Here is a 25,389-nt window from a genome sequence, read left to right as displayed (position 1 = left end):
CTGTAACAGTTGATCAGCTTTTATGTATATTTTGTGTAAATTAATGGTTTTCTCATAAAAATGCAGAATTAGTAGAGGGTCGTAAAATGCAAAGTTACACATGGTTTTGAAGAAAAATAGGTAATTTTAATAAACGGTTAAATTCATTGAAATTTTGTATTTTAATTACACAAATTTACAAAACTAACAACAAGCTCGAATTAGTCATATTTTGTTTCAAATCCTGCTTAAATCCCTTCTATTTGTTTTTAGAGCCTCTCTTCATAGTGCAGTAATGCCATTCTGAATGGCGCATCATCGCTAAGAGTAATATGACATGGACAATATGTTGCAAATAGAATCAAGCCGAATTGAACAGGATTTATTGGGTAAGAAGCAGATTCCCCAGCACAGCTATTATGGTATTCATACTTTGCGTGCGATTGAAAATTTTCAGATTTCAGGTCTGGCAGTAGGCCAGCAAGCACACTTTATTCGCGCATTGGCGCAAGTTAAAAAAGCAGCAGCACAAACAAATTTACATTTTCAGAAAATATCAGAACAACAAAGTACTGCTATTCAACAAGCCTGTGATGAGTTGATTCATCAACCTCAGGATTGGCAGGAAGCATTTCCGCTTGATCCTTATCAGGGGGGAGCCGGTACTTCTATTAATATGAATGCGAATGAGGTTATTGCAAATCGGGCGCTAGAATTGCTCGGGCATCGTAAAGGCGATTACCATATCTTGCATCCGAATGATCATGTGAATACTTCGCAATCGACCAATGATGTCTATCCCACGGCACTACGTCTAGCGACATATACACGTCTGGATGAACTGCTTCATGTACAAAAATCGTTGATTGATACTTTATATAGCAAGGCATCAGAGTTTCAGTATGTGATCAAGATGGGGCGTACCCAGTTACAGGATGCGGTTCCAATGACCCTGGAACAGGAATTCCGTGCTTTCGCGACTCTATTAAANNATTGGAACCGGCGTGAATACTCCTGATGGTTATGCCAAACATGCAGTACACACTTTAGCGAAAATTACTGGCCTACCTTTAAAAGGCGCGGAAGATTATGTCGAAGCGACCAGCGATTGTGGTGTGTTTATTATTCTATCGAGTAGTCTGAAACGTCTGGCCGTTAAATTATCCAAGATCTGTAATGACTTGCGTCTTTTGAGTTCTGGCCCACGTACCGGTCTGGCAGAAATCCGTTTGCCAGAATTGCAGGCAGGTTCTTCTATCATGCCAGCCAAAGTCAATCCGGTTATTCCAGAAGTAGTCAATCAGATTGCATTTCGCGTGATTGGCAATGACTTGACTATAACGATGGCAGCAGAAGCAGGGCAATTACAGCTCAATGTCATGGAACCGGTCATTGCAGTATCCTTAAATGAATCCATCCAATTATTAACTCAAGGTATGCAGACCCTACAACAAAAATGTATTGCCGGGATTCAGGCCAACGAACAGAACTGTTTAAATGCAGTGATGCGTAGTATCGGGATTATCACCTTACTGGAGCCACTTTTAGGTCATGCCACTTGCGATGAAATTGGCAAGCAATGTATTCGTGAAAATAAAACTGTACCCGAAGTGGTGCTGGAGCTGGGTTTGTTGAGTAAAATTCAGCTGGATGAAATCTTTGCCTTTGAAAATTTGGTTTCAGAAGTCCCAATGATGAATCAATGGGAACAGGTATCCTGAAAGCTTAAAGATGAGCCGAATATAGATTCGTGCTGATTTTAACCATTTGCCTCAAATCCCGTCTGTGGGTTTGGGGCATTTTCATCTAGACTATATCGATCATACGATGAATTGAGTGTATAGCATGTTTGATAAAATCAGTAACTTATTTAAATCAAACAAACCTGATCCGGCTCAGGCTTTTTTGGAAGAGAATCATATCCAATATATAGAAGGGACTGGTTATATTGTGGATGGGATTAATTTAAATCAGGAGCTGGGTGAGCGGCTGGAATACTTGTCTAACCGACGTATGAAAACATTTGATGATTTAAAATCGCTATATTCAACTGCAATGATCATTAATGAAAAAATTGATCTGGAAATTGCCAATCAACGTTTTAATGCAAGATTAGGAAATACTGAAGAAAACTTGCTGCAATTTAAATTGATTGTGAAAAAGTTAAATGACTATTATCGTAACTTTTTACGCGACAAAAAATAGATGAATCATAGGCTGATTTTATCCTGTGCAGTCAATCTGTAACGACTGCATAAAAATAACGAAATAGCACCAGATCATCGTGATAGTATAAGCTTCATGTTGTTTAGACTTTAAAGCTATATACATGTTCCAACAAGAAATTTCCCAACTTAATTTACCCAAGCTCAAGGCAGGCGAGAAACGCTGGTTAGGCAATCTGCAAGGCTCGTCTACTGCATTATTGCTGAAAGAAATTATCAAGCAGCAATCGCGCCTATTTGTTATTGTTGCACGTAATAACCAGCATTTGGGTCAACTGGAAAGCGAACTGGAATTTTATGGGATTAAACCAACCATATTTCCAGATTGGGAAATTTTGCCTTATGACCGTCTGTCACCGCATCAGGATATCGTTTCCGAACGTCTGGCAATTTTATCTAATATGCCTCAAAGTGGCGTATTGTTGCTGGCAGCTTCTACATTGGCACAGCGTGTTGCACCTACTTCATGGGTGCTGGGTGAACACTTCGATATTCGAGTTGGACAAAAGCTGGATCTGGAACAGCAAAAGAAAAAACTGATTCAGGCTGGTTATCATCTGGTCGATACCGTTTATGACCATGGTGAATTTGCAGTTCGCGGTAGCATTATCGATATATATGCTTCAGGTCAGGATGCACCGATCCGGATTGACCTGTTCGATGACGAAATTGAGACCCTGAAATTTTTTGATCCGGAAACCCAGCGTACTACGCAAACTCTAGAACAATTTACGGTATTACCCGCACAAGAATTTCCCCTTAAGGAAGGTCGTGCTACTTTCCGTGACCGTTATGCAGAATTTTTCCCGACAGCTAATCCAAAGAAAAATCCAATTTATCAGGATGTGATGGATGGCATTGCTTCACCTGGAATTGAGTTCTACCAGCCTTTATTCTTTAGTCATGAAGCGATGCAAGAGCAAAGTACCTTGATTTCGTATTTACCAAAGAATGGCATTGTAATTACAGATAAGGCATTAGAGCAGAGTTTAGAACAGTTCTGGCAGGACGTAACTCGCCGTTATGAAGATCGCCGCCATAATATTGATCAGCCGATTCTGCCGCCTGAAGCACTGTTCTGTCCGACCAATCTGCTTTTAGAACAGCTAAATCAGTTTAGTCGCATCATTGCGGCACAAGAAGCTTTTGATGAGAAAGCCGGCGTGATTAATCTGGATACCCAGTTACCACCACGCTTGCCTGTTGATCCAAAACGTGAAAAGCCCTTTACCGAAGTCAAAAAATATATTGATGCGGCCAATCATCCGGTTTTACTGGTCGCTGAAAGTGCCGGTCGGCGTGAAACCTTAAAAGATGCGCTGCGTCCAAGTCTGGGTGATATTCCGACCGTAGAAAACTTCGATGCTTTTGTTGAATCTCTGCATGCGATTGCGATTACCAGTGCACCATTAGAACGTGGTCTGGTTCTGACAAATCGGATCAGTGTGATCTCGGAAAATCAGCTCTATGAACATCGTGTAGTTCAACGTCGTCGCAAGCGTCAGCAGGAAGTGTCAGAAGAATTCCTGATCCGCAGTCTGACCGAGCTGAGCATTGGTGCGCCAGTGGTACACATTGATTATGGTGTAGGACGTTATGCAGGCTTAATTACTTTAAGTATTGATGATCAGGATCATGAATTTCTGCAACTGGATTATGCAGAAGGTGCTAAAGTCTACGTGCCGGTGACTAACCTGCATCTGATCAGCCGCTATAGTGGCGGTGATCCAGATCTGGCACCTTTACATAAACTGGGTACAGATGCCTGGAATAAAGCCAAGCGTAAAGCTTTGGAACAGATTCATGATGTCGCAGCCGAGTTATTACATATTCAGGCACGTCGTTCATCTAAACCAGGTATCAGTTTTGAGGTTGATCAAAGCCTGTATATGCAGTTTGCTAGCGGCTTTGCCTATGAAGAAACACCGGATCAGGCCAATGCGATTGAAGCCACGTTATATGATATGCAACTGGCCAAACCAATGGACCGTCTGGTCTGTGGTGATGTCGGGTTTGGTAAAACTGAAGTCGCCATGCGTGCAGCCTTTGTCGCAGTACAGAATAATCGCCAGGTTGCGGTATTAGTACCCACTACTTTGCTGGCACAGCAGCATTATGAATCTTTTAAAGACCGTTTTGCAGATTGGCCTGTACGCATTGAAGTACTTTCCCGTTTCGGTTCTTCTAAAGCGCATACCAAAACCATTGAAGACCTAGCAGATGGCAAAGTTGATATTGTCATCGGCACCCATAAGCTTTTACAGGAAAATGTCCAGTTCCATAATCTGGGACTGATGATTGTCGATGAAGAACACCGTTTCGGGGTGCGTGATAAGGAACGTATTAAGGCTTTGCGTGCCGATGTTGATATGCTGACCCTAACAGCAACGCCAATTCCACGTACACTGAATATGGCCTTTAGTGGAATGCGTGATCTGTCGATTATCGCGACGCCACCAGCACGCCGTCTGGCTGTAAAAACTTTTGTGCAGGAACATACCAGCGACACCATTCGAGAGGCGATTCTGCGTGAATTGCTGCGTGGTGGTCAGGTCTATTTCCTGCATAATGAAGTCGATACCATTGAACGTGCTGCAGAAAATATCCGGAATCTGGTGCCGGAAGCACGTGTCATTGTGGCACATGGGCAAATGCGTGAACGTGAGCTTGAGCAGGTCATGCAGCAGTTCTATCACAAGGAATACAATGTCCTGGTGTGCTCGACTATTATTGAGACCGGGATTGATGTGCCGAATGCCAATACGATTATCATTGAGCGGGCAGACAAGCTCGGTCTTGCACAGTTACACCAGTTGCGTGGTCGGGTTGGGCGTTCGCATCACCAGGCTTATGCCTATCTGTTAGTGCCATCCCTAAAAGCCTTGAAAGGTGATGCAGAAAAACGTCTGGAAGCGATCCAACGTGCCTCGACTTTGGGTGCAGGCTTTATGCTGGCCACCGAAGATCTGGAAATTCGCGGTGCAGGTGAACTTCTAGGTGAGCAGCAAAGTGGTTCGATGCAGGCGATCGGCTATAGCCTGTATATGGAAATGCTGGAAAAGGCGACTAAAGCGATTCAAAAAGGTAAAACGCCGAATTTTGATACGCCACTGTCTTTAACTGCGGAAATCAACCTGCATATGCCAGCCCTGATTCCAGACGATTATCTGGGTGATGTACATCAGCGCTTGCTGTTCTACAAACGCATCAGTAATACTGATACTCAGGAAAAACTCGATAATATCCGTATGGAACTGATTGACCGTTTTGGCATTCCGCCGCAACCGGTGAAACAATTATTTGCTGTGCATCAGCTACGTCTTAAAGCCGAGCAATTGGGCATCACTAAAATTGACATTGGTGGGCAGGGTGGCCATATCGAGTTTGCGCCAGATACGCCAGTTCAGGCTATGAGTATTATCCAGATGATGCAGAAACATCCGACATATTTCAGGATGGAAGGCGGCCAGCGATTAAAAGTGATGGTGATGCTGGAAGATTATCAAAAACGAATCCAGTTCATCAGCGATTTACTGGATAGTCTATTAAAAGAGCTAAATTAATAGTTTTAGATTTCATGGAATATGAATATTCACGCTATATTTCATTTTTATAAATATAGTGTGAATATCAGCTTGTTTTCATATGAAATTATTTAAGCTAATAGTTTGCCGTTTTGTCCTTCACAATTCATACAAAATTGCCCTAAAGCGCCCGCTTACAATACTCAGTCGCAATTGTATATGGTAGTATTAGCCATCATTCTAATTTTGCATCATTTATAAAGATATGTTTAGTTTGCATCCACAACTTGCTCAAGATACGTTTTTTGTAGGCGACTTTCCTTTATCAACATGTCGTTTGATGAATGATATGCAATTTCCATGGTTGATTCTGGTTCCGCGTGTACCAGGCATTACCGAATTATATGAATTGAGCCAAGCTGACCAAGAACAGTTTTTACGTGAATCAAGCTGGTTATCTAGCCAGTTAGCGCGTGTATTCCGTGCCGATAAAATGAATGTCGCAGCTTTGGGCAATATGGTGCCACAACTGCATTTTCATCATGTGGTGCGTTATCAAAATGATGTAGCATGGCCTAAGCCGGTATGGGGTACTCCAGCAGTTCCTTATAGCAGTGAAGTATTGGCACATATGCGTCAAACCTTGATGCTGGCTTTACGCGGTCAAGGGGATATGCCATTTGACTGGCGTATGGACTAAGCGTTGACATACATTTTATGGTCCATTCAGGATTCTGGACTTTAAGAGAGTAATTGAGTGCAATTAGACGACTGGATTCATCAGGAACCGAAACAGTTTGAATATTTCCATCGGATGATGGGATATATCATGCTGTCTCTGGTTCTGATCGTCTATCACTATACGGAGCCGGATACCAATTACCAGATTTTCGTTCCGTTGTTTCTGGCACTGGTCTTGGTGATCACACCGAAATTATCCCGGTGGATGATTTATAAATACGACTATAATTTAAAACGTAATTTCTTCTTTGTTCTAGATGTGATTATCGTATCGGTTGTACTTGCAGCTGTGCATCTGGATCTGGTGTTGTCCCTGCTGGCAGTGGTCACATTGCTGTATACTGCCATTAATAACAAGATTTCATTCATGATGGTGTCACTGGCTGGCCTGATTGGCACGATGATCTTTTATCTGTCTACCATTGGTATTTTTGGATTTACCAGCTATTTCAGTCCAACCAGTACCGAACTCACCGTACTAGGTTTCATCTGTCTGATTACTTATTTTGGTGTTGGAAATTTCTATCAAAGCGGTCGTATGCAATATATGACCCAGAAGAAAAACCATTATTTCGACCAGATGAACCGTTATATGGAATTCGCCAATCAGCTCAGCCGTTATGCGCCAGTGCAGTTATGGCAATCCATCATGAAAGGCGAATCTGAAGCTAAGATCGAATACAAACGTAAAAAACTCACGATTTTCTTTTCGGATATTCAGGGATTTACAGAGCTTTCTGAAACTCTGATTCCGGATGACTTGGCTTTCCTGCTGAATGACTATTTAAGTCATATGACTGAAATCGCCAAGAAATATGAAGCNNATTTCAATGCGTCAGCAAATGAAATTGTTACGCGAACGCTGGATCAAAATGGGTTATCCGCCATTACATATCCGTATGGGGATTTCAACCGGTTATTGCCACGTGGGGAACTATGGCGCCAATCACCGTATGGCCTATACGATTGTTGGTCGTGATGCCAATCTGGCTGCACGCTTACAAAGTGCTGCGGAAGTTGATGAAATCCTGATTTCTGAAGATACCCATAACCTGATCAAAAATGACTATCTATGTGCACCTAAAGAGCCAATTTTCCTGAAAGGGATTAAGGCACCAGTTCGCACCTGGCAGGTGATGGAAAAATATGCCTTCCAGAAAGTTGAATATCAACGCTGGTTTGATTATGAATATAAAGGTTTCCATTTACTGTTAAATCTGGATGAAGTGCAAAACTATGATTACCCAGAGTTGCTGCATGTGCTGGAGAAAATGATTAAACGCATTCAAACCCAGCAGCAACTGACCAACTCTCAAGGAATTGTGAAATTAAAACTTGAAGATGAAGTGATTGAGCCTTTATCTACTGATGAAGCATTTCGAGCAGCTGAACGATCAAAAGTCATCTAATTTTTATGATTTAAATAAATAATAAAGACCATAAAAAACCACGCCTAAGCGTGGTTTTTTTGATTTTAGAATCTTAATGATTTTCTGAAGCATGGTTGATGGTGTATTTTGGAATTTCAACTTCCAGATCTTCATCTACAATCTTCACTTGGCAAGACAGACGGGAATCAGGCTCTAATCCCCAAGCACGATCGAGCAAGTCAGCTTCGACATCATTCATTTCTTCAAGGCTGTCGAAACCGCGACGAACAATTACGTGGCAAGTGGTACATGCACATGACATATCACACGCATGTTCAATCTTGATTCCGTTTTTCAGCATGCTTTCACATAGATTGGCATCTTGTTCAACTTCAAACTCAGCGCCTTCAGGGCAAATTTGCGCATGTGGAAGAACTTTAATACGTGGCATAGTCTTTACCTTAAATTAGTTTGAGTTTGACCAATCGTCGAGTTTAGTGCCTTTAAGGGCAGCATCAATATGTTGATTCATGCGCAGAGCAGCAAATGCATCACTATGTATTTTAAGCTGTTCTACTGCAGATTCAATGGCTTTGATATCTGTACCTTGTAGCTCGGACTCAAGTCGTGCTTGCGCAACAGTCAGTTCTGCCAATTGCTGTTCATTCATCAATTGAGCATCTACTTTCAGTGCCTGAACCAGTGCTTCAAGTTCACGTTGTGCTTCCACCTTGGTTTCCTGCAGATGACGAAGATTTTTATCTTCTTCAGCAAACTGATAACCTTCTAACAGCAGACGTTCAGTATCTTCACTCGACAGACCATAAGATGGTTTGATATCGATTTGTGCAGTCACACCTGAAGTCATTTCTTTGGCAGAAACGGTTAACAGGCCATCTGCATCCACTTGGAAAGTCACTTCAATGCGTGCTTGACCTGCAGTCATTGGAGGAATACCATGCAGTACAAAACGGCCTAAGCTACGACAATGTTCTACCAGATCACGTTCACCTTGAACTACATGGATCAACATCGCGGTCTGACCATCTTGATAGGTGGTAAATTCTTGACGGCGTGCCACAGGAATCGCAGTATTACGTGAAATCAGACGTTCTACCAGACCACCCATGGTTTCAAGACCCAGAGACAATGGTGTTACGTCTAATAATAATGAACCGTCGGTTGAATTACCAATCAATTGATTCGCAGTAATCGAGGCACCAATTGCAACTACTTCATCTGGATTGATGGTACATAGAGGTTCTTGGTTGAACACTTCACGCACTGCTTTCTGAACGGCATAGGAGCGGGTAGAACCACCTACCAGAACCACGTTTTGAATATCATCCAGTTCCAGTTTGGCATCACGCATGACACGCTTACATACACTGATGGTTTTATCCAAGGCAACCTTGATGATTTCTTCAAAGGTTGGACGATCTAAAGTCAGGCTTTGGTCAAGCAGCTTTAATTCAACTGAGTCAGCATCAGATAATGCTTCTTTAGCTTTACGCGCAGCAGTAATGAAATGCGCATATTCAGCATCATCTAGGGTTTCGATATTAAGCTGTTTTTTAGCCCATTTTAAAATCAGACGATCCAGGTCATCACCACCCAGGGCAGTATGGCCGCCAGTCGCTAATACTTCGAACACACCTTGAGAGAAACGCAGAATTGAAACGTCAAAGGTACCGCCACCCAGGTCATAAATCACATAGTTGCGATCTGTGCTCAAGTTGGTTTCCTGATCCAATCCATAAGCTACCGCAGCAGCCGTTGGTTCATTCAGTAAACGCAGAACGTTTAAACCAGCCAGTTGCGCAGCATCGCGTGTTGCCTGACGCTGTGCTTCATCGAAATATGCAGGAACCGTAATCACGGTACCATTAATCTCATTTTTTAAGCTGGCTTCAGCACGTTCTTTAAGCTGCTTTAAAATTTCCGCAGAAATCTCAACTGGCGTTTTACGGCCTTGCGCAGTTTCAAATGCCGGCATTTCATTCGCTTCGCCCACCAAGGCATAAGGATGCTGGAATTTAATATCTGCTTGGGAGCGACCCATAAAACGTTTTACGGATACAATCGTATTTTTAGGATCGGTGGTAATAAAAGGTTTGGCATCATCGCCATATTCAGTGCTTTGTGCTGCATAATGAACGATAGAAGGAAGTAACACACGACCTTGTTCATCTTTGAGTACTTTGGCTTGACCTGAAAGAACCGTGGCAACCAAAGAGTGGGTGGTGCCTAAATCGATACCAATCGCAATGCGGTGTTCATGTGGTGCACTTGATTGACCTGGTTCTGCAATCTGCAAGAGAGCCATAGTGTTACATCCTTTGCACGTTAAAATTAAATAGAAAAATTAAAATTCATCATCAAGATCAAAGCTGTCATCATCCAGGAAACGGTCTTCCGCTTTGTCGATGTCCGCCATGACTTTAACAAAGAAACGCAGTTTACGCACGGTATCGCGAGCTTCACCCCAGTCTTCATCTTCATAGTCGATTTTGAACTCACGAACCAGACCATCAATCCATTGCTGAACTTCAACTTTCAGAGAAGAAAGATCTTCAGCAGATGAGGCTTCATCTAATTGCTCGCGAATTTCCAGCGCATCCTGAAGAAATTCAAAATCGCTAATAGACTGATCCAGATGATAGTCCTGTTTTTTTAAAGACAGTAAATAAGCTGCACGGCTATCAACCGCTGACAAAGCCTTGAATGCTTGGTTGATCTCGCTTGATTTAATCAAAGCCTGATCTTTATCTTCAGCTTTATCGGGGTGATATTGTTGCTGCAACTTTAAAAATTCTGCTTTTAAAGTGGCTAAATCAATATCGAGTGCTACAGGAAGATTGAACAACTCAAAATGATTCATGGGAGATAGAGTCCGCGATTAATATGCAAAAATGATTAAGCTTGATGACAATTAAAATAACTGCCTAAATGCAATTAAAACAGTGTATTTCACACTGTTTTAATGCTGAAAAAAGAGAATTATTGTTGCAATCAGACAGTGAATGACTCACCACAACCACATTCGCCTTTTTTATTTGGGTTATTAAATTCGAAGCCTTCGTTCAAGCCGTTTTTCACGTAGTCCATTTCTAGACCTTCGAGATAAACCAGACTTTTTGGGTCTACGAAAACTTTAACACCAAACTGTTCAAAGACTTGGTCATGAGTATCGACTTCGTCAACAAACTCAAGAACATAAGCAAGACCAGAACAGCCTGAAGTTTTCACACCAACACGAATGCCTTCACCCTTACCGCGACTTTTGAGGTAATTGCTGATATGAGTTGCTGCATTTTCAGTTAAGTGGATCATGAAAACTCCGTGAATCTTTCTTCAAAAAACGAATGATTAAGCTTTAGACTTCTTGTTACGGTAGTCTTCAACAGCCGCTTTAATTGCATCTTCAGCCAATACAGAGCAGTGTACTTTTACTGGTGGAAGAGCCAATTCATTTGCGATATCAATGTTTTTGATCGCTTGTGCCTGGTCTAAGGTTTTACCTTTTAACCATTCAGTCACTAATGAACTTGATGCAATTGCAGAACCGCAACCATAAGTTTTAAAACGTGCTTCTTCAATCACGCCTTCATCATTAACCTGGATCTGTAAACGCATTACGTCGCCACAAGCAGGTGCACCGACCATACCAGTACCAACGTTTTCTGCATTTTTGTCTAAAACACCAACGTTACGTGGGTTTTCGTAATGATCAATTACTTTTTCGCTATAAGCCATGTTGCTTCTCCAAAACTCGGGGTCAGCCTTAATATAAATATGGGGATTAAAAATTTTTTATCAATAAGATAGCGGTATAAATGCAGCTATCTCAGAGTCAAAAATTAGTGCTCAGCCCATTCAACTGTAGAAAGGTCGATACCTTCTTTGTACATATCCCAAAGCGGAGAAAGTTCACGTAATTTCTCAACAGCAGCTTTAGTGATATTTAAAACGTGATCGATATCTTCTTCAGTGGTGTACTTACCAAAGCTGAAGCGGATCGAACTGTGTGCAAGCTCATCAGAAAGACCTAATGCACGAAGTACATAAGATGGTTCAAGTGTTGCAGATGTACATGCTGAACCTGAAGATACCGCTGCATCTTTCAGTGCCATCATCAATGATTCACCTTCAACAAAGTTGAAACTTACGTTTAAGTAGTTTGCAACGTTTTGAGTTGGGTGGCCGTTCAGGAATACCTGTTCAAGATCTTGTAAGCCATTCCAAAGCTTGTCACGAAGTACACGTAAACGAGTTTGTTCAGATTGTAAATTTTTGCCTGCAAGTTCAAATGCTTCACCCATACCAACGATCTGGTGAGTTGCAAGAGTACCTGAACGCATACCACGTTCATGACCGCCACCATGCATTTGTGCTTTTAGACGTACACGTGGTGAACGACGTACGAACAGGGCACCAATACCTTTAGGACCATAGATTTTATGTGCAGAGAAGCTCATCAAATCGACTTTCAATTGAGAAAGATCAATTTCAACTTTACCCGCAGCCTGTGCAGCATCGACGTGGAAGAAAATCTTTTTCGCACGGGTGATTTCACCAATCGCAGCAACATCAGTTGTCGTGCCGATTTCGTTGTTTACCATCATCAGGGAAACAAGAATGGTGTCTGGACGAATCGCTGCTTCAACCATTTCTGGAGTAATTAAGCCAGTTTTTGGTTGCGGCTCAAGATAAGTAATCTCAAAACCTTCAGACTCTAGCTCACGACATGTATCCAAAATTGCTTTATGTTCAATTTTAGAAGTAATGATGTGTTTGCCTTTAGAAGCATAGAACTGAGCCACACCTTTCAATGCAAGGTTGTCAGATTCTGTTGCACCTGAAGTCCATACGATTTCACGCGGATCAGCTTTTACTAAATTCGCCACTTGTTCACGGGCGTATTCAACTTTTTCTTCCGCTTGCCAACCATAAGCATGTGAACGAGATGCTGCATTACCGAAGGTGCCTTCGAAAGTTAAGCATTCCATCATACGTTCTGCAACTTGAGGATCTACCGGAGTTGTTGCTGCATAGTCAAGATAAATCGGACGTTTCATGTCAAATACCTGTAACCGATAAAAGGGCTGAATCAATGTTTGCTGAATTTTGGCGTAATGACACGGTTTGTACGTTGTCACGGGCTACAAGGTCAGCAAGGGTGATTTTTGCGAGATAATCGGCAATGTGATGGGAGAGTTCTTGCCATAAATCATGAGTCAAGCACATCGCGCCATTTTGGCAGTTGCCTTTATGGTCACAGCGAGTCGCATCAACTGTTTCGTTTACAGCTTCAATAATTGCTAACACAGTAATTTCATCTGCGCTGCGTGCTAAATGGTATCCACCATTGGCACCGCGAACACTCGAAACTAGACCATGACGTTTTAGTTTCGCAAATAACTGCTCGAGATAGGCAACAGAAATGGTTTGACGTGCTGCAATTTCAGCAAGCGTGATCGTTTGTTCAGATGGCTGCAAAGCTAAATCAAGTAGAGCAGTCACTGCGTAGCGACCGCGAGTGGTTAGGCGCATGATTCGATACACATGGTTAGACTAGATGTGTAGATTTTATGAATCCCGACTAAATTAGTCAAGTTATTTTTGTGAATGGCGAGCGTATTTAATTTTCTGAAATTGAAAGAATTACGCGCTGATCCAATTATACACTAATAACGCAATCAAAAGTACTGTGATTATACTAAAGGCCATATTGATCTGCTTTTGACGGCGTTCCATACGTTTAATGCGGTTGCGATACTGTTTAACTTCAACTTGCAGGCTATTAATTTTAGAACGTTGATCTTCAATTTTCTTTAATAAAGGCGCAATACGTTTTCTTGATGAACGAATATCGGTCTCATCTGCTGGTGGTTCAGATAACCAGTGTTTCCAGTCGGACAATACTTTAGGTAAGGCAAATAAAGTCAGTAAATCACGGAACTCGTCTTTTAAAACTTGATTTCCGTCAATACGCATCGCACGAATGCTTCTGCGATTGCCAAAGATAAAAATTTTAATCAGATCCATTAAAGTGGTGCGAACATCCAGATCAATAACTCTGCTTGGTGCTTTATAATCAAATAACAGCCCGTCTTTGGTAAACTGAATATAGAAATCAAAATATGGAATATAACTATTGATTTTTATTGTAATATTCTCATCTACAAACTTCTTCGCCTGAAGTGCAACAACACGGTCATGTTTGAGAATGAACGTGAATATTGTTTCTAAAACGATCAAAGTCATCGTAAGCAACAAATGTGGTTGATTTTGACTTTGTTGCGATTCACTCATATATACAACCAATCCTTACCTGAAAATTAAAATGAAAAAGCATCCTGCTGAGTAAAAGATTTCAGGGTTAAATCAAATTAGACTTGAAATAAAGTGCTTTGTAGAACAGTTTAGCAAATCTATCAAGCCCTAAATTTGCTATTATGCGGTGATTTTGTAGATAATTTTATGATATTTGCATAGAGAATAAGCAGGAGTCGTGTACATGGATAAAACAAAAACGACACAAGATACAGATCAGGAATTGATTGAAAGACCAGTGAAGAGTAAATCAAAGTCTGCTTCCGAGCGACGTTCGATGCTGGACTTTCGCAAATATACCAAGCAGATCTGGTTAGCTGGCCTTGGGGCATTTTCCCGGGCGGAGGAAGAAGGCAATAAACTGTTTGACTCGCTGGTCAAGGTCGGAGAAGAGCTGGAATCCAAAACAGTCGATATTGCAGATCAAACTGTGGAAAAAGTCTCCGAAAAAGCACGTGAATCTGTGACAGATACCAAAGATAAGGTTGAAAAATTGGTCGACAACTCTGTTCATCATTCCTTGAATCGTATAGGATTAGTCACACTGAAGGATGTACAACATCTGGAGCGTTTAATTCTTCAGTTGCATGCCAAGGTTGATGAATTGACCTTGCAGCAAGAAAAAATACAGAAAGAATTATCGGAAAAAATACACACAAAATGACTTTCTTCATAATTCAATGTTTTTTTCGCATATATTTTGAAAAAAAAGAGGTTTATAAGTATTGCGTTTATACCTAAAGCATTGCTATAAAGGCGTTATGGTAGTTTAAACAAATTCTTGGACCTTAAATAAACGATATTAAGAGGACGTAGTTTTCATGAATAAATCAGAATTAATTGATGCAATTGCAGAGAAAGGGGGATTATCTAAGGCTGACGCAGGTAAAGCTTTAGATGCTACAATTGCTTCTGTTACTGAAGCTTTAAAAGCGGGTGATACAGTAACTCTAGTTGGTTTCGGTACTTTCGGCGTTAAAGAGCGTGCTGCACGTACTGGCCGTAATCCACAAACTGGTGCTACTCTTGAAATTAAAGCAAGCAAAGTACCTAGCTTCAAAGCAGGTAAAGGCTTAAAAGACGCTGTTGCTTAAGCTGCTTCAATCCTAAAACGCGCCTTCTTTGGCGCGTTTTTTATTGATAGATTTAATTGTTTTGATTAACACATTCATTCAATGGGTTTTTTCGGTTAAAATCCTCTGCAAATAAAATATTGGAATACTTATGGAATCTTTTCGTAAAGTTATTAAGGGTTGGTTGGGCAAGGTCTTGCTCGTTCTGTTTTTAACCCCTTTAGCGCTTGTAGGTATTGAAGGATATTTTAGCGGCGGAAATTCTGATGCAGCAAAATCAGTCAATGGAACTGATATCTCTAAACAAGAATTAGAGTCACTGACAAAATCATTCAAACAACAATACTTAAGTTATGCTAATGGTGATGAAACCTTATTAAATCAAAGCTTCATCGATCAAAAAGCGATGGATACCCTGGTTGCGCGTACCTTGCTTTTGCAACAAGCAGAAAAACTGGGAATTAGCCTGAGTGACCAGCAGATCGCACAAATGATTTCACAGCAGCCTTCTTTTCAGGAGAATGGCAAATTTTCTAATGCTTTATATGAAAATTATCTGAAATCAATTGGCATGACAAACAATGCTTTAGTAGAAAGTTTACGTAAAGACCATGCACTGAAAATGCTGTCTTCTACTTTTATGGATTATCCACTGGTCAGTCCGGTAGAAATGCAGCAAATTGCAGATCTGCAAACTGAACAGCGTCATATTCATATCGCTAGCGTGAATCTGGACAGCTATAAAAAAGCAGTAAAAGTATCAGAAGCTGATATTGCAGCATATTATGAAAAGCACAAATCCCAGTTCAAGCAACCAACTAGCGTTGATGTGGATTATGTGGTGATCAAGGCGAGCAATATTGATACTGCCAATGTAGCGGTTACTGATGCAGAATTGCAGGAAGCCTATAATAAATTTGTGGCTGACCAGAAGCAGAATGTGAAACCAGAGGTTAAACATATTCTGGTGACTGCTGATAGTCGTAGCGATGCTGAAGCCAAAAAACTGGCAAGCGAAATTGCAGCTAAAATCAAAGCCGGTACCACTTTTACACAAGCAGCAGCTCAATACTCTGAAGATCCTGAATCTAAATCTAAAGGCGGTGCTATTGCTGTGTATGAAAAAGGCGTGTTCGGTACTACTTTTGATCAGACTGTTGCATCTTTAAAATCTGGTCAAGTTTCAGCGCCTGTTAAAACAGATTATGGCTACCATATTATTTCAGTCCAATTGCCTGACGTGGCAGTTCCATCTTTTGAATCTCAAAAAGCACGTTTATCTGAAGAAGTATTGGCAGCAAAAAAATCTAATGCATTCTCTGATACGGTAAACAGTCTGAATGACATGGTCGTAAGTGCGGACTCGCTGGATGTTGTTGCTCAGGAAGTGAAGGGTGTTCAGGTTCAGAAAGCAAATGGTGTGACCCTTGCGACACGTGATCCATTGCTAAGTAATGCGGCTGTCAAAGTTAAACTATTTAATGATGACGTGAAAAATGGCGACCGTAATGCATCGTCAAGCATTCAGTTAGCCAATGGTGATGTGGCTTGGGTAAAAGTTCGCAATTATCATGCAGCGGGTGAGCAGACACTGGCAGAAGCTAAACCAGCAGTAAAAGCGAAACTGATTCAAGATAAAGCATTTGCTGCGGCTAAAGCTGAAGTGCAAACTGCATTAAATGAGTTTAAAACCAAGCCTGCAGCATCAGTTGCGAAAGGTAAACTGGTATTTGAAGATGCAGGCATCTATACACGCGCAGAAGGTCTGCTTAAGCGTGATGTACAACGTGCAGCATTTAGCGTACCAGCGCCTAAAGCAGGTCACTGGTCAGTAACGACAGCAAATATGCCAAATGAATTGGTTGTTGTGGCAGTTTCTGAAGTGAAGAAAAATCCGATCGATGTTTTAAGTGCAGAGCAACGTAGTGAACTGGTGAAATTATATCAACAGCTTCGTGGTCAACAAGAATTTGATGACTATACGCGTTACTTAAAATCTCACGCAAAAATCAAATAAGATTCGATTGTAAAAAACCAGCCTGAGGGCTGGTTTTTTTTATTATTCTGAGTAGTGAAATAAATCATATCGAAAATAAAAAAGAGAGCATATAGCTTTCTTTTAAAATCCGGCTATTTTATTCCGCTCTAAAAATCAGCTCATAACCTGTATATTTTCGGATATTAATCACGCCAGTATCTAGAATCAGATATTGACCTTTAATTCCTTGTAATTTGCCTCGGATCACTGGAGTTTTGTCCAGATTGTGAGATTTGATTTTGTCTGGATATTGCTCTACCGGATAAATGAACTCACGCGGTAATTCCTTGTCCAGTACTTCAATATTCTCATTAAACTGTAGATTCTGATTAAACTCTTCACGAATGGTTTGGATTTTTGGTGCAAATTCTTCAATCAGCTGATCGCGAACCTCAATCAGATTTAAAGGTTCCGCTTCGCCTTTGAGTAATTTACGCCAGTCAGTTTTATCTGCGACCTGAGTACCAAACATCACTTCCAGTTTACCGGAAAGCCGGCGAGAACCTACTTTCATGATAGGAAGCGCCTGAGTCGCACCTTGATCCAGCCAACGAGTCGGCATTTGATTGATACGGGTAATTCCGACTTTCAATGCACTGGAATTGGCCAGATAAACAATATGTGGCTGGAAGCAGACATTCTGTGCAAATTCATCTTCCCGGCAGGTACCTAAATGATAATGGCAGGTTTCCGGTTTCATGATGCACATATCACATGAAGCTTTAGTTTTAAAACATTTAAAACAGTGGCCTTGTGAGAATGATTTAGAAGTTTTTTTGCCGCAAGAAACACAATAGATATTTCCTGTCCATTCAATCTCGATTTCCTGACCTAACTGGAATGGAAGGTTAATTTCTGATCCATCTAATATTAATTTATATTCAACATTTGCCCGCTGGGTATTTTGATCAGTTACACTAAGCTCTATAAGACCGACGTGCATTTTATGGCAAATGCCCTGAAGTTCCATAAAAAATTACTCACTTAAATCATAAGGATGCAGTCATGGCTGAACAGAATGTCATCACTTCAATGCTAGACGATTTCGCTAAGGAACAGCCAATTCATACTGCTATTTGTATCGGGCAGGATTTAACCCAATCTCAATTTCAGCAATCTATTCAATGGCACTATTTTAACGTATCTGAGGTTTTAAATCTGCCTTTTCAACAGCGTTATGACCTGGCAGTAGTGATGCTGGATACTCCTGAAACCTTAGCATTGTCAGAACAGCAGAAGAGTCAAATTCTGGTTAAAATGCGTGATTTATTTGCAAAACGTCTGGTGGTGGTGAGTCGCTTGCAGGATGAGAAACTGCTCAGGTCTCTAGGTTTGACCCAGTTGATTGACAAGACGGTTCATGGGACAGATTTTGCACTCTGGCAATTCAATATTTTGACTTATAAACATGTGCCGGATTGGTTTAACTCTAAATTCTGGGCTAACCCTGAAAACTGGGATAAATATCGCTGGTAAAACTGGAGGGCTGATAAGGTCTTATATCAGTATTGCAAATATTAACAAAATCCTGCATGGAAAATAGGAGCCAAGACTCTATTCTGTAGAGAAGCCGTATACAGGAATGAGTTATGACCAATCTTAGTAGTATTGTGGAAATGCTGGCCAAGCAAGCCTTGGGAAATAACCAGTCGCAATCCCAGCAGCGTTCATCCCAGCAAGGGGGATTGGCAGATATTCTTGGATCAGTATTGGGTCATATCAATAATGCCAGTCAGCAAAACCAGAATCCAAATCAGCAGCATCAAAACTCACAACAGCAAAACAAGCAAAATGGTCTAGGTGCAATTTTAGGTTCTGTACTCAGTCAGCTCGGAGGTGGGAGCCAATCTTCCGCTCGACCGAGTTCTGGACTGGGTGGCAGTTCAACGACAAAGACTTTATTGATTGCTGTCTTGCCTCTGGTCTTGGCCTGGATTCAGAAACAGGGCGGTTTGCAAGGAGCCTTGGACAAACTCAAAGGACAAGGTTTAAATAGCCAGGTCGATGACTGGGTCTCTACTGGCCCGGGTGAAAATGCCAATGTTGATCCGCAGCAGGTACAAAACCTGTTTGATGACCAGGAAGTAGAACAGGTCGCAGAACAGACCCATGTGCCTAAACAGGATGTCTATAGCGCCATTTCTCAGGTCTTGCCGCAGATTATTGATTCACTGACACCACAAGGTGAGCAAACCAGCAAGCAGGAAGCCAATAATGATATTCAGAATGTATTGAATATGGTCTCAGGCTTGTTTAAAAAATAAATCTATCTATCCAATAAAAAATCCCGACTTTTAGCCGGGATTTTTTCTATTGAATTCTTTAAGCTTCTTCCAGATTCAAGCTAAAGAGTCGGTTGGATTTACAGATCTTCTTGGCCACATAATGCGATTTTCTAAGACGGATTAAAATAATCTGAGACTGAAATTCCAGTTCGCCAAATTCAGGTTCGACCTGAACATAGTGTAACTGACCATACTCATCCCGAACTCGCGCTTGGGCAGAAAACCCGGGTCGGGCATTACCGCTCGAAATTGTGGCTAAACGGCCTAACAGGTTTACATCATTCTTTTTATATTTAGGTGGAATGACCTGATCCAGACAATGAATCATAAATACGGTAAAGAAAATCGCAATGATCAATGCCGGTAGAATGATGTAATAGGCTGGTAAGAAATGATATTCCTGTGAATAGATCAGAAACTGAAGCAAATAGCCGGCAAAGCTAAAATTCATCAAGAAGAAAAAAACAATCAGGGTTTTGGAAAATTTAACATTTAGCCATTCAACATTCTGAAAGTCATATGGGGAAATGCGTTTCAGGAGTTGACTGGGTTTAAGCTTAAAATAGAAGGCAACTGTTTTTGCCATACCAAGCAGAATGATGAACAATAAACTGAGATGAAATGGCATCAGGTTATAGTCAAGTAAAAACTCAGGCATGGCAAAATCCGTTTTAGCTATTATTCTGAAAGATAAATTCCGCCATCAGAATGCACGGTAATATCAACTTTTTCAAGTGATTGACCTTGGCAAGGTCCAGAAATACATTCACCGCTTTCTACTACGAACAGCGCACCATGAGTAGAGCATTCAATAAACTCCTGATCACGGTCCAGAAACTGGTTTTCCAGAAATTCCAGTTCTACCTGTAAATGTGGACAAATATTCTGGTAAGCATAAAACGAACCATCACGCTGGGTGATAAAAATTGTATCCCCATTTGGAAGTTCAAAAGAGCGTGCTTCACGCTCTGGAATATCGTCAGTCATGCAAATTTTAAACATTAAGCACATTCCTTAAGAACATCTTTCAATAATGCTGCGTATTCTGAAACAGCCAGACGTGGACCAAATTGCGCTACCACTTGGCTAGACACTAAAATTGCCAGTTCTGCTGCTGTTTTTAAGCCAAGACCTGCGTTAAGTGCATATAAAAAAGCACCCGCAAAAGCATCGCCAGCACCATTGGCATCTACTGCAGTTACAGCACGGCCCGGTACAGTAAAGCTTTCACCATTATTAGAAATAAGCGCACCCTCAGCTGACATTGTAATGACAACGTATTGGCTTAATTCTTTGAGTTTAGCCAAAGCTGCTTCGATGGTATCTGTTTCGGTGTACATCAATGCTTCTTGCTGGTTGCAGAATAAGAGATCTACACCATCTGCAATCATTTCATCTAGACCGGCACGGGCATATTGCACCATGGCAGGGTCAGAAAGAGTAAATGCGATTTTAACCCCATTGGCTTTGGCAATTTCACGCGCCTGTTTTACGGCCTGACGCGCTGTTTCTGATGTGGACAGATAACCTTCGATATAGAGCCATTTAGCGGTTGTTAATGGCTGGAAATCAATCTGTTTATCTGTGAGTTCAGCAGTAATACCTAAATAGGTATGCATGGTACGTTCAGAATCTGGGCTGACCAGAACCATACAGGTGCCAGTTACACCTTCGCTGATCGATTGGGTTGTAGTTTTAATGCCAGCTTCATTTAAGCCATGCAGATAGATATGCCCCAGATCATCATTACCGACACGGCAGGCATAGAATGCAGAGCCGCCCAAAGCTGCAAATGCAACCGTAGTATTGGCTGCTGAACCGCCTGAAGCCTGACCTTTATAGGTTTGAGTTGCTTTTAAATTTTGATACAGAGTAGCCTGAGCTTCACCATCCGCAAGTTGCATGGTGCCTTTTTGCAAGTGATGTGCAGTTAAAAACTCATCAGAAACTTTAAATTCCTGGTCAATCAGCGCATTGCCAATCGCAAAAAGGTCAACAGTAGACATATTCAAATATCACATTAAAAATGAAAGTGCTAAGTTTACACGATTGCTCGGGTTTGCTGTAGTTCACTGAAACATTTTCAGAATACTTTAAAAAATACTGTAACTTATTCAGCTTGAATCTTTGGTCTAAGAATTGGTTTATTTTTAAACGGTGGAGAGTACAGGCATTGATTTAAAGGTTGGATTTTATTTATAAGATTAGAGTACCAAGCAGTTATACTGGTGCGACATTTGAACAATCATCTAAAACAGTGGTGTGGGTATATGGATATTAAGATTGTAACAGCCGAGCAACTCCCTGATCAGATTGACACTCTAGCGACACTGGCGCGTAAAGAAGGTTATGACCTGATTGATAAGTTAATTGAAGAATACCGCACTGGAAAAAACTGTTTCAGTCAAAATAATGAATTTCTGGCCTGTGCCTATGATGGCATTAAGCTGATTGCCTGTGGCGGCTTAAACCAGCAATGGGGTGATAACGGCATTGAAGAAAGAATCGGCCGAGTACGTCGTTTCTATGTGCATCCAAAATATCGTCAACATGGTGTAGGTAAGCAGCTTCTGGCTTATCTGGAGCAATTGGCACGCCCATTTTATTCAGCACTTTGTTTACAGACCGATACCAAACTGGCAGCCAGTTTCTATCAGAAACAGAACTACGTCTTTGTTGAAAATCACCCGAGTTATAACTATTTCAAGTATATGATCTAGAGATCATTGCCAGACCTGATCATTTAAAAATCAGATGATCAGGTTTACTTAATTCGATCAAAATCCTCGGTTTTCTGCGTGAATAATTCAAACAACTACAGCTATAATGCGAATAATAATTTTTTAATTTAAGCATTAGGAGATCGCATGACTGTAGATGTCACTGAAACCATTTCTCAAACTGTACATCCTGCGTTTCAGTTGGTACGTCAACAACATGTTGAAGCTTTAGACATTTTAGTGTCTGAATATAAGCATAAAGTGACTGGCGCCACCCATTATCATCTGGCGACCAATCATGATGAAAATGTTTTTCTGGTTGCGTTTCGCACTCAGCCAATGGATTCAAAAGGTGAAGCGCACATTCTGGAACATACTGCACTGTGCGGTTCAGAAAAATTCCCGGTACGTGATCCGTTCTTTCTGATGATTCGCCGTTCGCTTAATACTTTTATGAATGCCTTTACAGCGGCAGACTGGACGGCTTATCCATTCGCAACTCAAAACGATAAAGACTTCCAGAACTTATTAGAAGTGTATATGGATGCGGCTTTCGCTGCGAACCTGAATCCGCTGGATTTTGCTCAGGAAGGTATCCGTATTGAACTGGAAAATGGCGAACCGGTATATAAAGGCGTGGTATTTAATGAAATGAAAGGGGCAATGAGCTCACCTTCAGATCAGCTTTATCATACTTTGGCGCATCACTTATTCCCGGACACCACTTATCACTACAACTCAGGCGGCGATCCTAAAGATATTCCAGACCTGACTTATGAGGAGCTGGTCAACTTCTATAAAACGCATTACCATCCAAGTAATGCTGTATTTATGACCTTTGGCAATAAGTCTGCTGCTGAGTTACAGGAACAGTTTGAAAATCTGGCGCTGTCTAAATTTGGAAAAGGTGAAACACTTTATTCAACGCCAGAAACCCGTTTAACTGCGCCACTCAATGTAACAGAAACCTATGCAGTTGATGCTGAGGATCTGAAGGACAAGACTTATCACGTATTGTCATGGTTATTGCCGGAGGCGAGTGATATCAAGCTACGTTTAGGCTTGCGTCTGGTTGAAGGGATTTTGCTGGAAGATTCAGCATCTCCACTACGTCATTACTTGGAAACCTGTGGTTATGCACAGTCAACTGGTCCATTCATGGGCGTAGATGATTCCAACTTTGAAATGACTTTCTACTGTGCGGTTCAAGGTTCAAATCCTGAACATGCTGAAGAATTCAAAAATGGTGTTTTCAAAGTTCTGGAAGATGTTGCATCTAAACCTGTTGATCAACAGGCAGTAGATGCGATCCTGCATCAGATTGAGCTGCATCAGCGTGAAATCAATGGTGATGGTACACCTTATGGTCTAAGCCTGATCTTGAGCGGTTTAAGCAGTGCAATTCATCATCGTGATCCGGTTGAAGTCTGGGATGTTGATTCTGCGATTGCTTCAGTAAAAGAAGAGCTACAGGATCCAATGTGGTTATCAAATCTGATTAAAGATCATCTTTTAGATAACCCGCACCGTGTTCAACTGACTTTAGTTCCAGATGCAAGCAAATCTACCAAAGAAGCGGAAGAAGAAAAAGCACGTCTGGCTGAAATTGGTAAAGCTTTAACTGAAGAGCAAAAAGCAGAGATCAATGCCCAAACTGAAGCATTAAAGATCCGCCAAGATACCCCAGACGATTTGAATCTGTTACCTAAAGTCGGTCTGGAAGATGTGCCTGCGGAATTGCAGATTGTTCAAGGCCAGTTGCGTGAGATTATCTGTAACCGCGTAGATACGCCGTTGAATCTTTATCATGCAGGTACTAATGGGATTTATTACCAACAGGTATTGGTGAAAATTCCAGATGAAGTGGTGCAATCACCGTATTTCAACCTATTGTCTATTTTAATGGGTGAAGTCGGTGCGGGTGAATATGATTACCTGCAATTCCAGCAACTGCAAACAGCAGTCAGTGGTGGTCTGGGCATGGGCGCTTCATTGCGTTCTAAAGTGGATGACAAAAACAAGATCAGTGCGTGGTTAACTTTAACGACTAAATCTTTGGCTAGCCATCTGGATGCGATCCGTCTGTTAAAGATCGGTTTTGAGCAGCTACGCTTTGATGAAAAAGGCCGTATTATTGAGTTATTACAACAGCGTAAAACTCGCTGGCAATCACGTATTTCCGGTTCGGGTCATAGCTATGCGATGCAAGTGGCATCACGTCAGCATAGCGCTCTAGCCTTGCGTGATTATCATAATACCGGTCTGGGTGCTTTGAACTGGCTGATTAACTTGGTCAATCAGGCTGAAAAAGAGCCAGCAGCTTATGACGCCATGATTGATGAATTAAAACGCATTCATGCAGTCTTGCTGCAAGCACCAAAACAATTCCTGTTGGTATGTGAAGAACAGCAGTCTGAGCGTCTGATTGAAGAAATTCAAAACGTGTGGGACAAACTGGAAGTGAATACCGCACCTGCAGAATTGACTCAGGTTGAAAAAGTTAATCATAGCAATGATGAAGCCTGGTTGATTCAGACTAATGTGCAGTTCTGTGCAGCAGCTTATCCTGCGGTGGAAGTTTCACATCCTGATGCTGCTGCCTTGATGGTATTGGCAGGCTACTTGCGTAATGGTTATCTGCATAGCGCAATCCGTGAAAAAGGCGGTGCTTATGGTGGTGGCGCAAGCTATGACGGCAATGCATGTTCATTCCGCTTCTATAGTTATCGCGATCCACGCTTAGCAGAAACTTTCCAGGACTTTGATGCAAGTATCCAATGGTTACTTAACGCACCTCAACAACCGCATCAGCTGGAAGAAGCCATCTTGGGTTTAATTGCTAGTATGGACAAACCGGGTTCACCAGCAGGTGAAGCGATTACCGCCTGTTATGCCTATTTACATCAACGTACACCAGCGTTCCGTAAACAGCTTCGGGAACGTTTGTTGCATGTCACTTTAGATGATTTGAAACGTGTCGCACAGACTTATCTGGTTGAACAGCAAGCTTCAAAAGCGGTGGTTGCGCCATTTGCCAAACGAGAAACTTTAGAACAACTCGGCTTTACAATTCAGCAAGTTCAATAAATAAAAACAAT

General features: G+C 41.4%; 22 protein-coding genes and 2 pseudogenes. 12 read left to right on the top strand and 12 right to left on the bottom strand.

All coding sequences use genetic code 11. The annotated features are described in order from the left end of the window. Nucleotides 1-316: 316 nt before the first annotated feature. The 5 genes and pseudogenes from B3J29_RS00840 to B3J29_RS00820 all read left to right on the top strand — a co-directional run bounded on the left by B3J29_RS00840 (nt 317) and on the right by B3J29_RS00820 (nt 7,878). Nucleotides 317-1,700, top strand: a pseudogene (locus B3J29_RS00840) (aspartate ammonia-lyase). A gap of 124 nt (nt 1,701-1,824) precedes the next feature. Then, entirely contained in the window at nt 1,825-2,184 is a 360-nt protein-coding gene (locus B3J29_RS00835) for a hypothetical protein (RefSeq protein WP_175967486.1), read from the top strand. Nucleotides 2,185-2,308: 124 nt separating this feature from the next. Continuing rightward, nucleotides 2,309-5,767, top strand: coding sequence for a transcription-repair coupling factor (mfd, locus tag B3J29_RS00830; RefSeq protein ID WP_175967488.1), 3,459 nt, complete (start codon nt 2,309-2,311; stop codon nt 5,765-5,767). Nucleotides 5,768-5,993: 226 nt separating this feature from the next. After that, nucleotides 5,994-6,428 (top strand): HIT domain-containing protein, encoded by a 435-nt coding sequence (locus B3J29_RS00825; protein WP_004786072.1) that lies wholly within the window; start codon nt 5,994-5,996, stop codon nt 6,426-6,428. A gap of 57 nt (nt 6,429-6,485) precedes the next feature. Then, a pseudogene (locus B3J29_RS00820) lies at nt 6,486-7,878 on the top strand (adenylate/guanylate cyclase domain-containing protein). Between the two features lie 73 nt (nt 7,879-7,951). Here B3J29_RS00820 and fdx read toward each other — a convergent pair. The 8 genes from fdx to B3J29_RS00780 all read right to left on the bottom strand — a co-directional run bounded on the left by fdx (nt 7,952) and on the right by B3J29_RS00780 (nt 14,154). Beyond that, a complete protein-coding gene (gene fdx, locus B3J29_RS00815; RefSeq protein ID WP_034702567.1) occupies nt 7,952-8,290 on the bottom strand; it encodes an ISC system 2Fe-2S type ferredoxin in 339 nt (112 codons plus the stop codon). 15 nt (nt 8,291-8,305) lie between these two features. Beyond that, on the bottom strand, nt 8,306-10,165 hold the full coding sequence (gene hscA, locus B3J29_RS00810; protein WP_034170341.1) for a Fe-S protein assembly chaperone HscA: 1,860 nt from the start codon (nt 10,163-10,165) through the stop codon (nt 8,306-8,308). Nucleotides 10,166-10,204: 39 nt separating this feature from the next. Continuing rightward, entirely contained in the window at nt 10,205-10,720 is a 516-nt protein-coding gene (gene hscB, locus B3J29_RS00805; protein WP_004786065.1) for a Fe-S protein assembly co-chaperone HscB, read from the bottom strand. 131 nt (nt 10,721-10,851) lie between these two features. Then, complete coding sequence (gene iscA / locus B3J29_RS00800) at nt 10,852-11,172, bottom strand: iron-sulfur cluster assembly protein IscA (protein WP_004786063.1); 321 nt, start codon at nt 11,170-11,172, stop codon at nt 10,852-10,854. A 36-nt stretch (nt 11,173-11,208) separates the two neighbouring features. Then, complete coding sequence (gene iscU, locus B3J29_RS00795) at nt 11,209-11,595, bottom strand: Fe-S cluster assembly scaffold IscU (protein ID WP_004786061.1); 387 nt, start codon at nt 11,593-11,595, stop codon at nt 11,209-11,211. A 104-nt stretch (nt 11,596-11,699) separates the two neighbouring features. Then, nucleotides 11,700-12,917 (bottom strand): IscS subfamily cysteine desulfurase, encoded by a 1,218-nt coding sequence (locus B3J29_RS00790; protein ID WP_175967490.1) that lies wholly within the window; start codon nt 12,915-12,917, stop codon nt 11,700-11,702. 1 nt (nt 12,918) lies between these two features. Next, nucleotides 12,919-13,392, bottom strand: coding sequence for an Rrf2 family transcriptional regulator (locus B3J29_RS00785; protein ID WP_004786058.1), 474 nt, complete (start codon nt 13,390-13,392; stop codon nt 12,919-12,921). Nucleotides 13,393-13,503: 111 nt separating this feature from the next. Next, entirely contained in the window at nt 13,504-14,154 is a 651-nt protein-coding gene (locus B3J29_RS00780) for a hypothetical protein (protein WP_175967491.1), read from the bottom strand. A 205-nt stretch (nt 14,155-14,359) separates the two neighbouring features. On the opposite strand from B3J29_RS00780, the gene B3J29_RS00775 reads away from it, so the two are divergent. The 3 genes from B3J29_RS00775 (at nt 14,360) to B3J29_RS00765 (ending at nt 17,265) form a co-directional block, all read left to right on the top strand. Then, nucleotides 14,360-14,839, top strand: coding sequence for a phasin family protein (locus B3J29_RS00775; RefSeq protein WP_175967493.1), 480 nt, complete (start codon nt 14,360-14,362; stop codon nt 14,837-14,839). Nucleotides 14,840-14,996: 157 nt separating this feature from the next. Then, nucleotides 14,997-15,269, top strand: a complete 273-nt coding sequence (locus tag B3J29_RS00770) for an HU family DNA-binding protein (RefSeq protein ID WP_004786051.1) — start codon at nt 14,997-14,999, stop codon at nt 15,267-15,269. 130 nt (nt 15,270-15,399) lie between these two features. Further along, nucleotides 15,400-17,265: a SurA N-terminal domain-containing protein gene (locus B3J29_RS00765; RefSeq protein ID WP_175967495.1), complete on the top strand. Its 1,866-nt coding sequence runs from the start codon at nt 15,400-15,402 to the stop codon at nt 17,263-17,265. A gap of 118 nt (nt 17,266-17,383) precedes the next feature. Here B3J29_RS00765 and B3J29_RS00760 read toward each other — a convergent pair whose 3' ends face one another. Continuing rightward, complete coding sequence (locus B3J29_RS00760) at nt 17,384-18,256, bottom strand: DUF2797 domain-containing protein (protein WP_175967497.1); 873 nt, start codon at nt 18,254-18,256, stop codon at nt 17,384-17,386. 35 nt (nt 18,257-18,291) lie between these two features. Here B3J29_RS00760 and B3J29_RS00755 point away from each other — a divergent pair, with 35 nt between their 5' ends. Together B3J29_RS00755 and B3J29_RS00750 are read left to right on the top strand one after the other, a co-directional pair. Further along, entirely contained in the window at nt 18,292-18,762 is a 471-nt protein-coding gene (locus B3J29_RS00755) for a DUF6231 family protein (protein WP_175967498.1), read from the top strand. A gap of 113 nt (nt 18,763-18,875) precedes the next feature. Beyond that, entirely contained in the window at nt 18,876-19,550 is a 675-nt protein-coding gene (locus tag B3J29_RS00750; protein WP_004786041.1) for a YidB family protein, read from the top strand. Between the two features lie 58 nt (nt 19,551-19,608). Here the strand turns inward: B3J29_RS00750 and B3J29_RS00745 are convergent, their stop codons facing one another. From B3J29_RS00745 to B3J29_RS00735, 3 genes are read right to left on the bottom strand one after another with little or no spacing between them, the layout of a single operon-like run. Beyond that, complete coding sequence (locus B3J29_RS00745; protein WP_005235372.1) at nt 19,609-20,229, bottom strand: OB-fold-containig protein; 621 nt, start codon at nt 20,227-20,229, stop codon at nt 19,609-19,611. A gap of 20 nt (nt 20,230-20,249) precedes the next feature. Then, complete coding sequence (locus tag B3J29_RS00740; RefSeq protein WP_373684488.1) at nt 20,250-20,558, bottom strand: Rieske (2Fe-2S) protein; 309 nt, start codon at nt 20,556-20,558, stop codon at nt 20,250-20,252. A gap of 14 nt (nt 20,559-20,572) precedes the next feature. Continuing rightward, nucleotides 20,573-21,577 carry an adenosine kinase gene (locus tag B3J29_RS00735; protein ID WP_286964191.1) on the bottom strand — a complete coding sequence of 335 codons (1,005 nt, stop codon included), beginning with the start codon at nt 21,575-21,577 and terminating at the stop codon, nt 20,573-20,575. Nucleotides 21,578-21,841: 264 nt separating this feature from the next. Here B3J29_RS00735 and B3J29_RS00730 point away from each other — a divergent pair, with 264 nt between their 5' ends. Beyond that, the gene (locus B3J29_RS00730; protein WP_175967502.1) at nt 21,842-22,291 is read left to right on the top strand and encodes a GNAT family N-acetyltransferase; all 450 of its coding nucleotides are present in this window, start codon (nt 21,842-21,844) and stop codon (nt 22,289-22,291) included. A gap of 147 nt (nt 22,292-22,438) precedes the next feature. Beyond that, complete coding sequence (locus B3J29_RS00725; RefSeq protein ID WP_175967504.1) at nt 22,439-25,378, top strand: insulinase family protein; 2,940 nt, start codon at nt 22,439-22,441, stop codon at nt 25,376-25,378. Nucleotides 25,379-25,389: the final 11 nt, after the last annotated feature.

The organism is Acinetobacter sp. UBA5984 (assembly GCF_002429925.1).
Lineage (GTDB): Bacteria > Pseudomonadota > Gammaproteobacteria > Pseudomonadales > Moraxellaceae > Acinetobacter > Acinetobacter variabilis.
This window is presented reverse-complemented; position numbering and strand designations above follow the sequence as displayed.

Excerpts from the sequence above, each read along its gene's own strand:
- B3J29_RS00835 (WP_175967486.1), top strand. The coding sequence starts at position 1,825 with ATGTTTGATAAAATCAGTAACTTATTTAAATCAAACAAACCTGATCCG.
- mfd (WP_175967488.1), top strand. The coding sequence starts at position 2,309 with ATGTTCCAACAAGAAATTTCCCAACTTAATTTACCCAAGCTCAAGGCA.
- B3J29_RS00825 (WP_004786072.1), top strand. The coding sequence starts at position 5,994 with ATGTTTAGTTTGCATCCACAACTTGCTCAAGATACGTTTTTTGTAGGC.
- fdx (WP_034702567.1), bottom strand. The coding sequence starts at position 8,290 with ATGCCACGTATTAAAGTTCTTCCACATGCGCAAATTTGCCCTGAAGGC.
- hscA (WP_034170341.1), bottom strand. The coding sequence starts at position 10,165 with ATGGCTCTCTTGCAGATTGCAGAACCAGGTCAATCAAGTGCACCACAT.
- hscB (WP_004786065.1), bottom strand. The coding sequence starts at position 10,720 with ATGAATCATTTTGAGTTGTTCAATCTTCCTGTAGCACTCGATATTGAT.
- iscA (WP_004786063.1), bottom strand. The coding sequence starts at position 11,172 with ATGATCCACTTAACTGAAAATGCAGCAACTCATATCAGCAATTACCTC.
- iscU (WP_004786061.1), bottom strand. The coding sequence starts at position 11,595 with ATGGCTTATAGCGAAAAAGTAATTGATCATTACGAAAACCCACGTAAC.
- B3J29_RS00790 (WP_175967490.1), bottom strand. The coding sequence starts at position 12,917 with ATGAAACGTCCGATTTATCTTGACTATGCAGCAACAACTCCGGTAGAT.
- B3J29_RS00785 (WP_004786058.1), bottom strand. The coding sequence starts at position 13,392 with ATGCGCCTAACCACTCGCGGTCGCTACGCAGTGACTGCTCTACTTGAT.
- B3J29_RS00780 (WP_175967491.1), bottom strand. The coding sequence starts at position 14,154 with ATGAGTGAATCGCAACAAAGTCAAAATCAACCACATTTGTTGCTTACG.
- B3J29_RS00775 (WP_175967493.1), top strand. The coding sequence starts at position 14,360 with ATGGATAAAACAAAAACGACACAAGATACAGATCAGGAATTGATTGAA.
- B3J29_RS00770 (WP_004786051.1), top strand. The coding sequence starts at position 14,997 with ATGAATAAATCAGAATTAATTGATGCAATTGCAGAGAAAGGGGGATTA.
- B3J29_RS00765 (WP_175967495.1), top strand. The coding sequence starts at position 15,400 with ATGGAATCTTTTCGTAAAGTTATTAAGGGTTGGTTGGGCAAGGTCTTG.
- B3J29_RS00760 (WP_175967497.1), bottom strand. The coding sequence starts at position 18,256 with ATGGAACTTCAGGGCATTTGCCATAAAATGCACGTCGGTCTTATAGAG.
- B3J29_RS00755 (WP_175967498.1), top strand. The coding sequence starts at position 18,292 with ATGGCTGAACAGAATGTCATCACTTCAATGCTAGACGATTTCGCTAAG.
- B3J29_RS00750 (WP_004786041.1), top strand. The coding sequence starts at position 18,876 with ATGACCAATCTTAGTAGTATTGTGGAAATGCTGGCCAAGCAAGCCTTG.
- B3J29_RS00745 (WP_005235372.1), bottom strand. The coding sequence starts at position 20,229 with ATGCCTGAGTTTTTACTTGACTATAACCTGATGCCATTTCATCTCAGT.
- B3J29_RS00740 (WP_373684488.1), bottom strand. The coding sequence starts at position 20,558 with ATGACTGACGATATTCCAGAGCGTGAAGCACGCTCTTTTGAACTTCCA.
- B3J29_RS00735 (WP_286964191.1), bottom strand. The coding sequence starts at position 21,577 with ATGTCTACTGTTGACCTTTTTGCGATTGGCAATGCGCTGATTGACCAG.
- B3J29_RS00730 (WP_175967502.1), top strand. The coding sequence starts at position 21,842 with ATGGATATTAAGATTGTAACAGCCGAGCAACTCCCTGATCAGATTGAC.
- B3J29_RS00725 (WP_175967504.1), top strand. The coding sequence starts at position 22,439 with ATGACTGTAGATGTCACTGAAACCATTTCTCAAACTGTACATCCTGCG.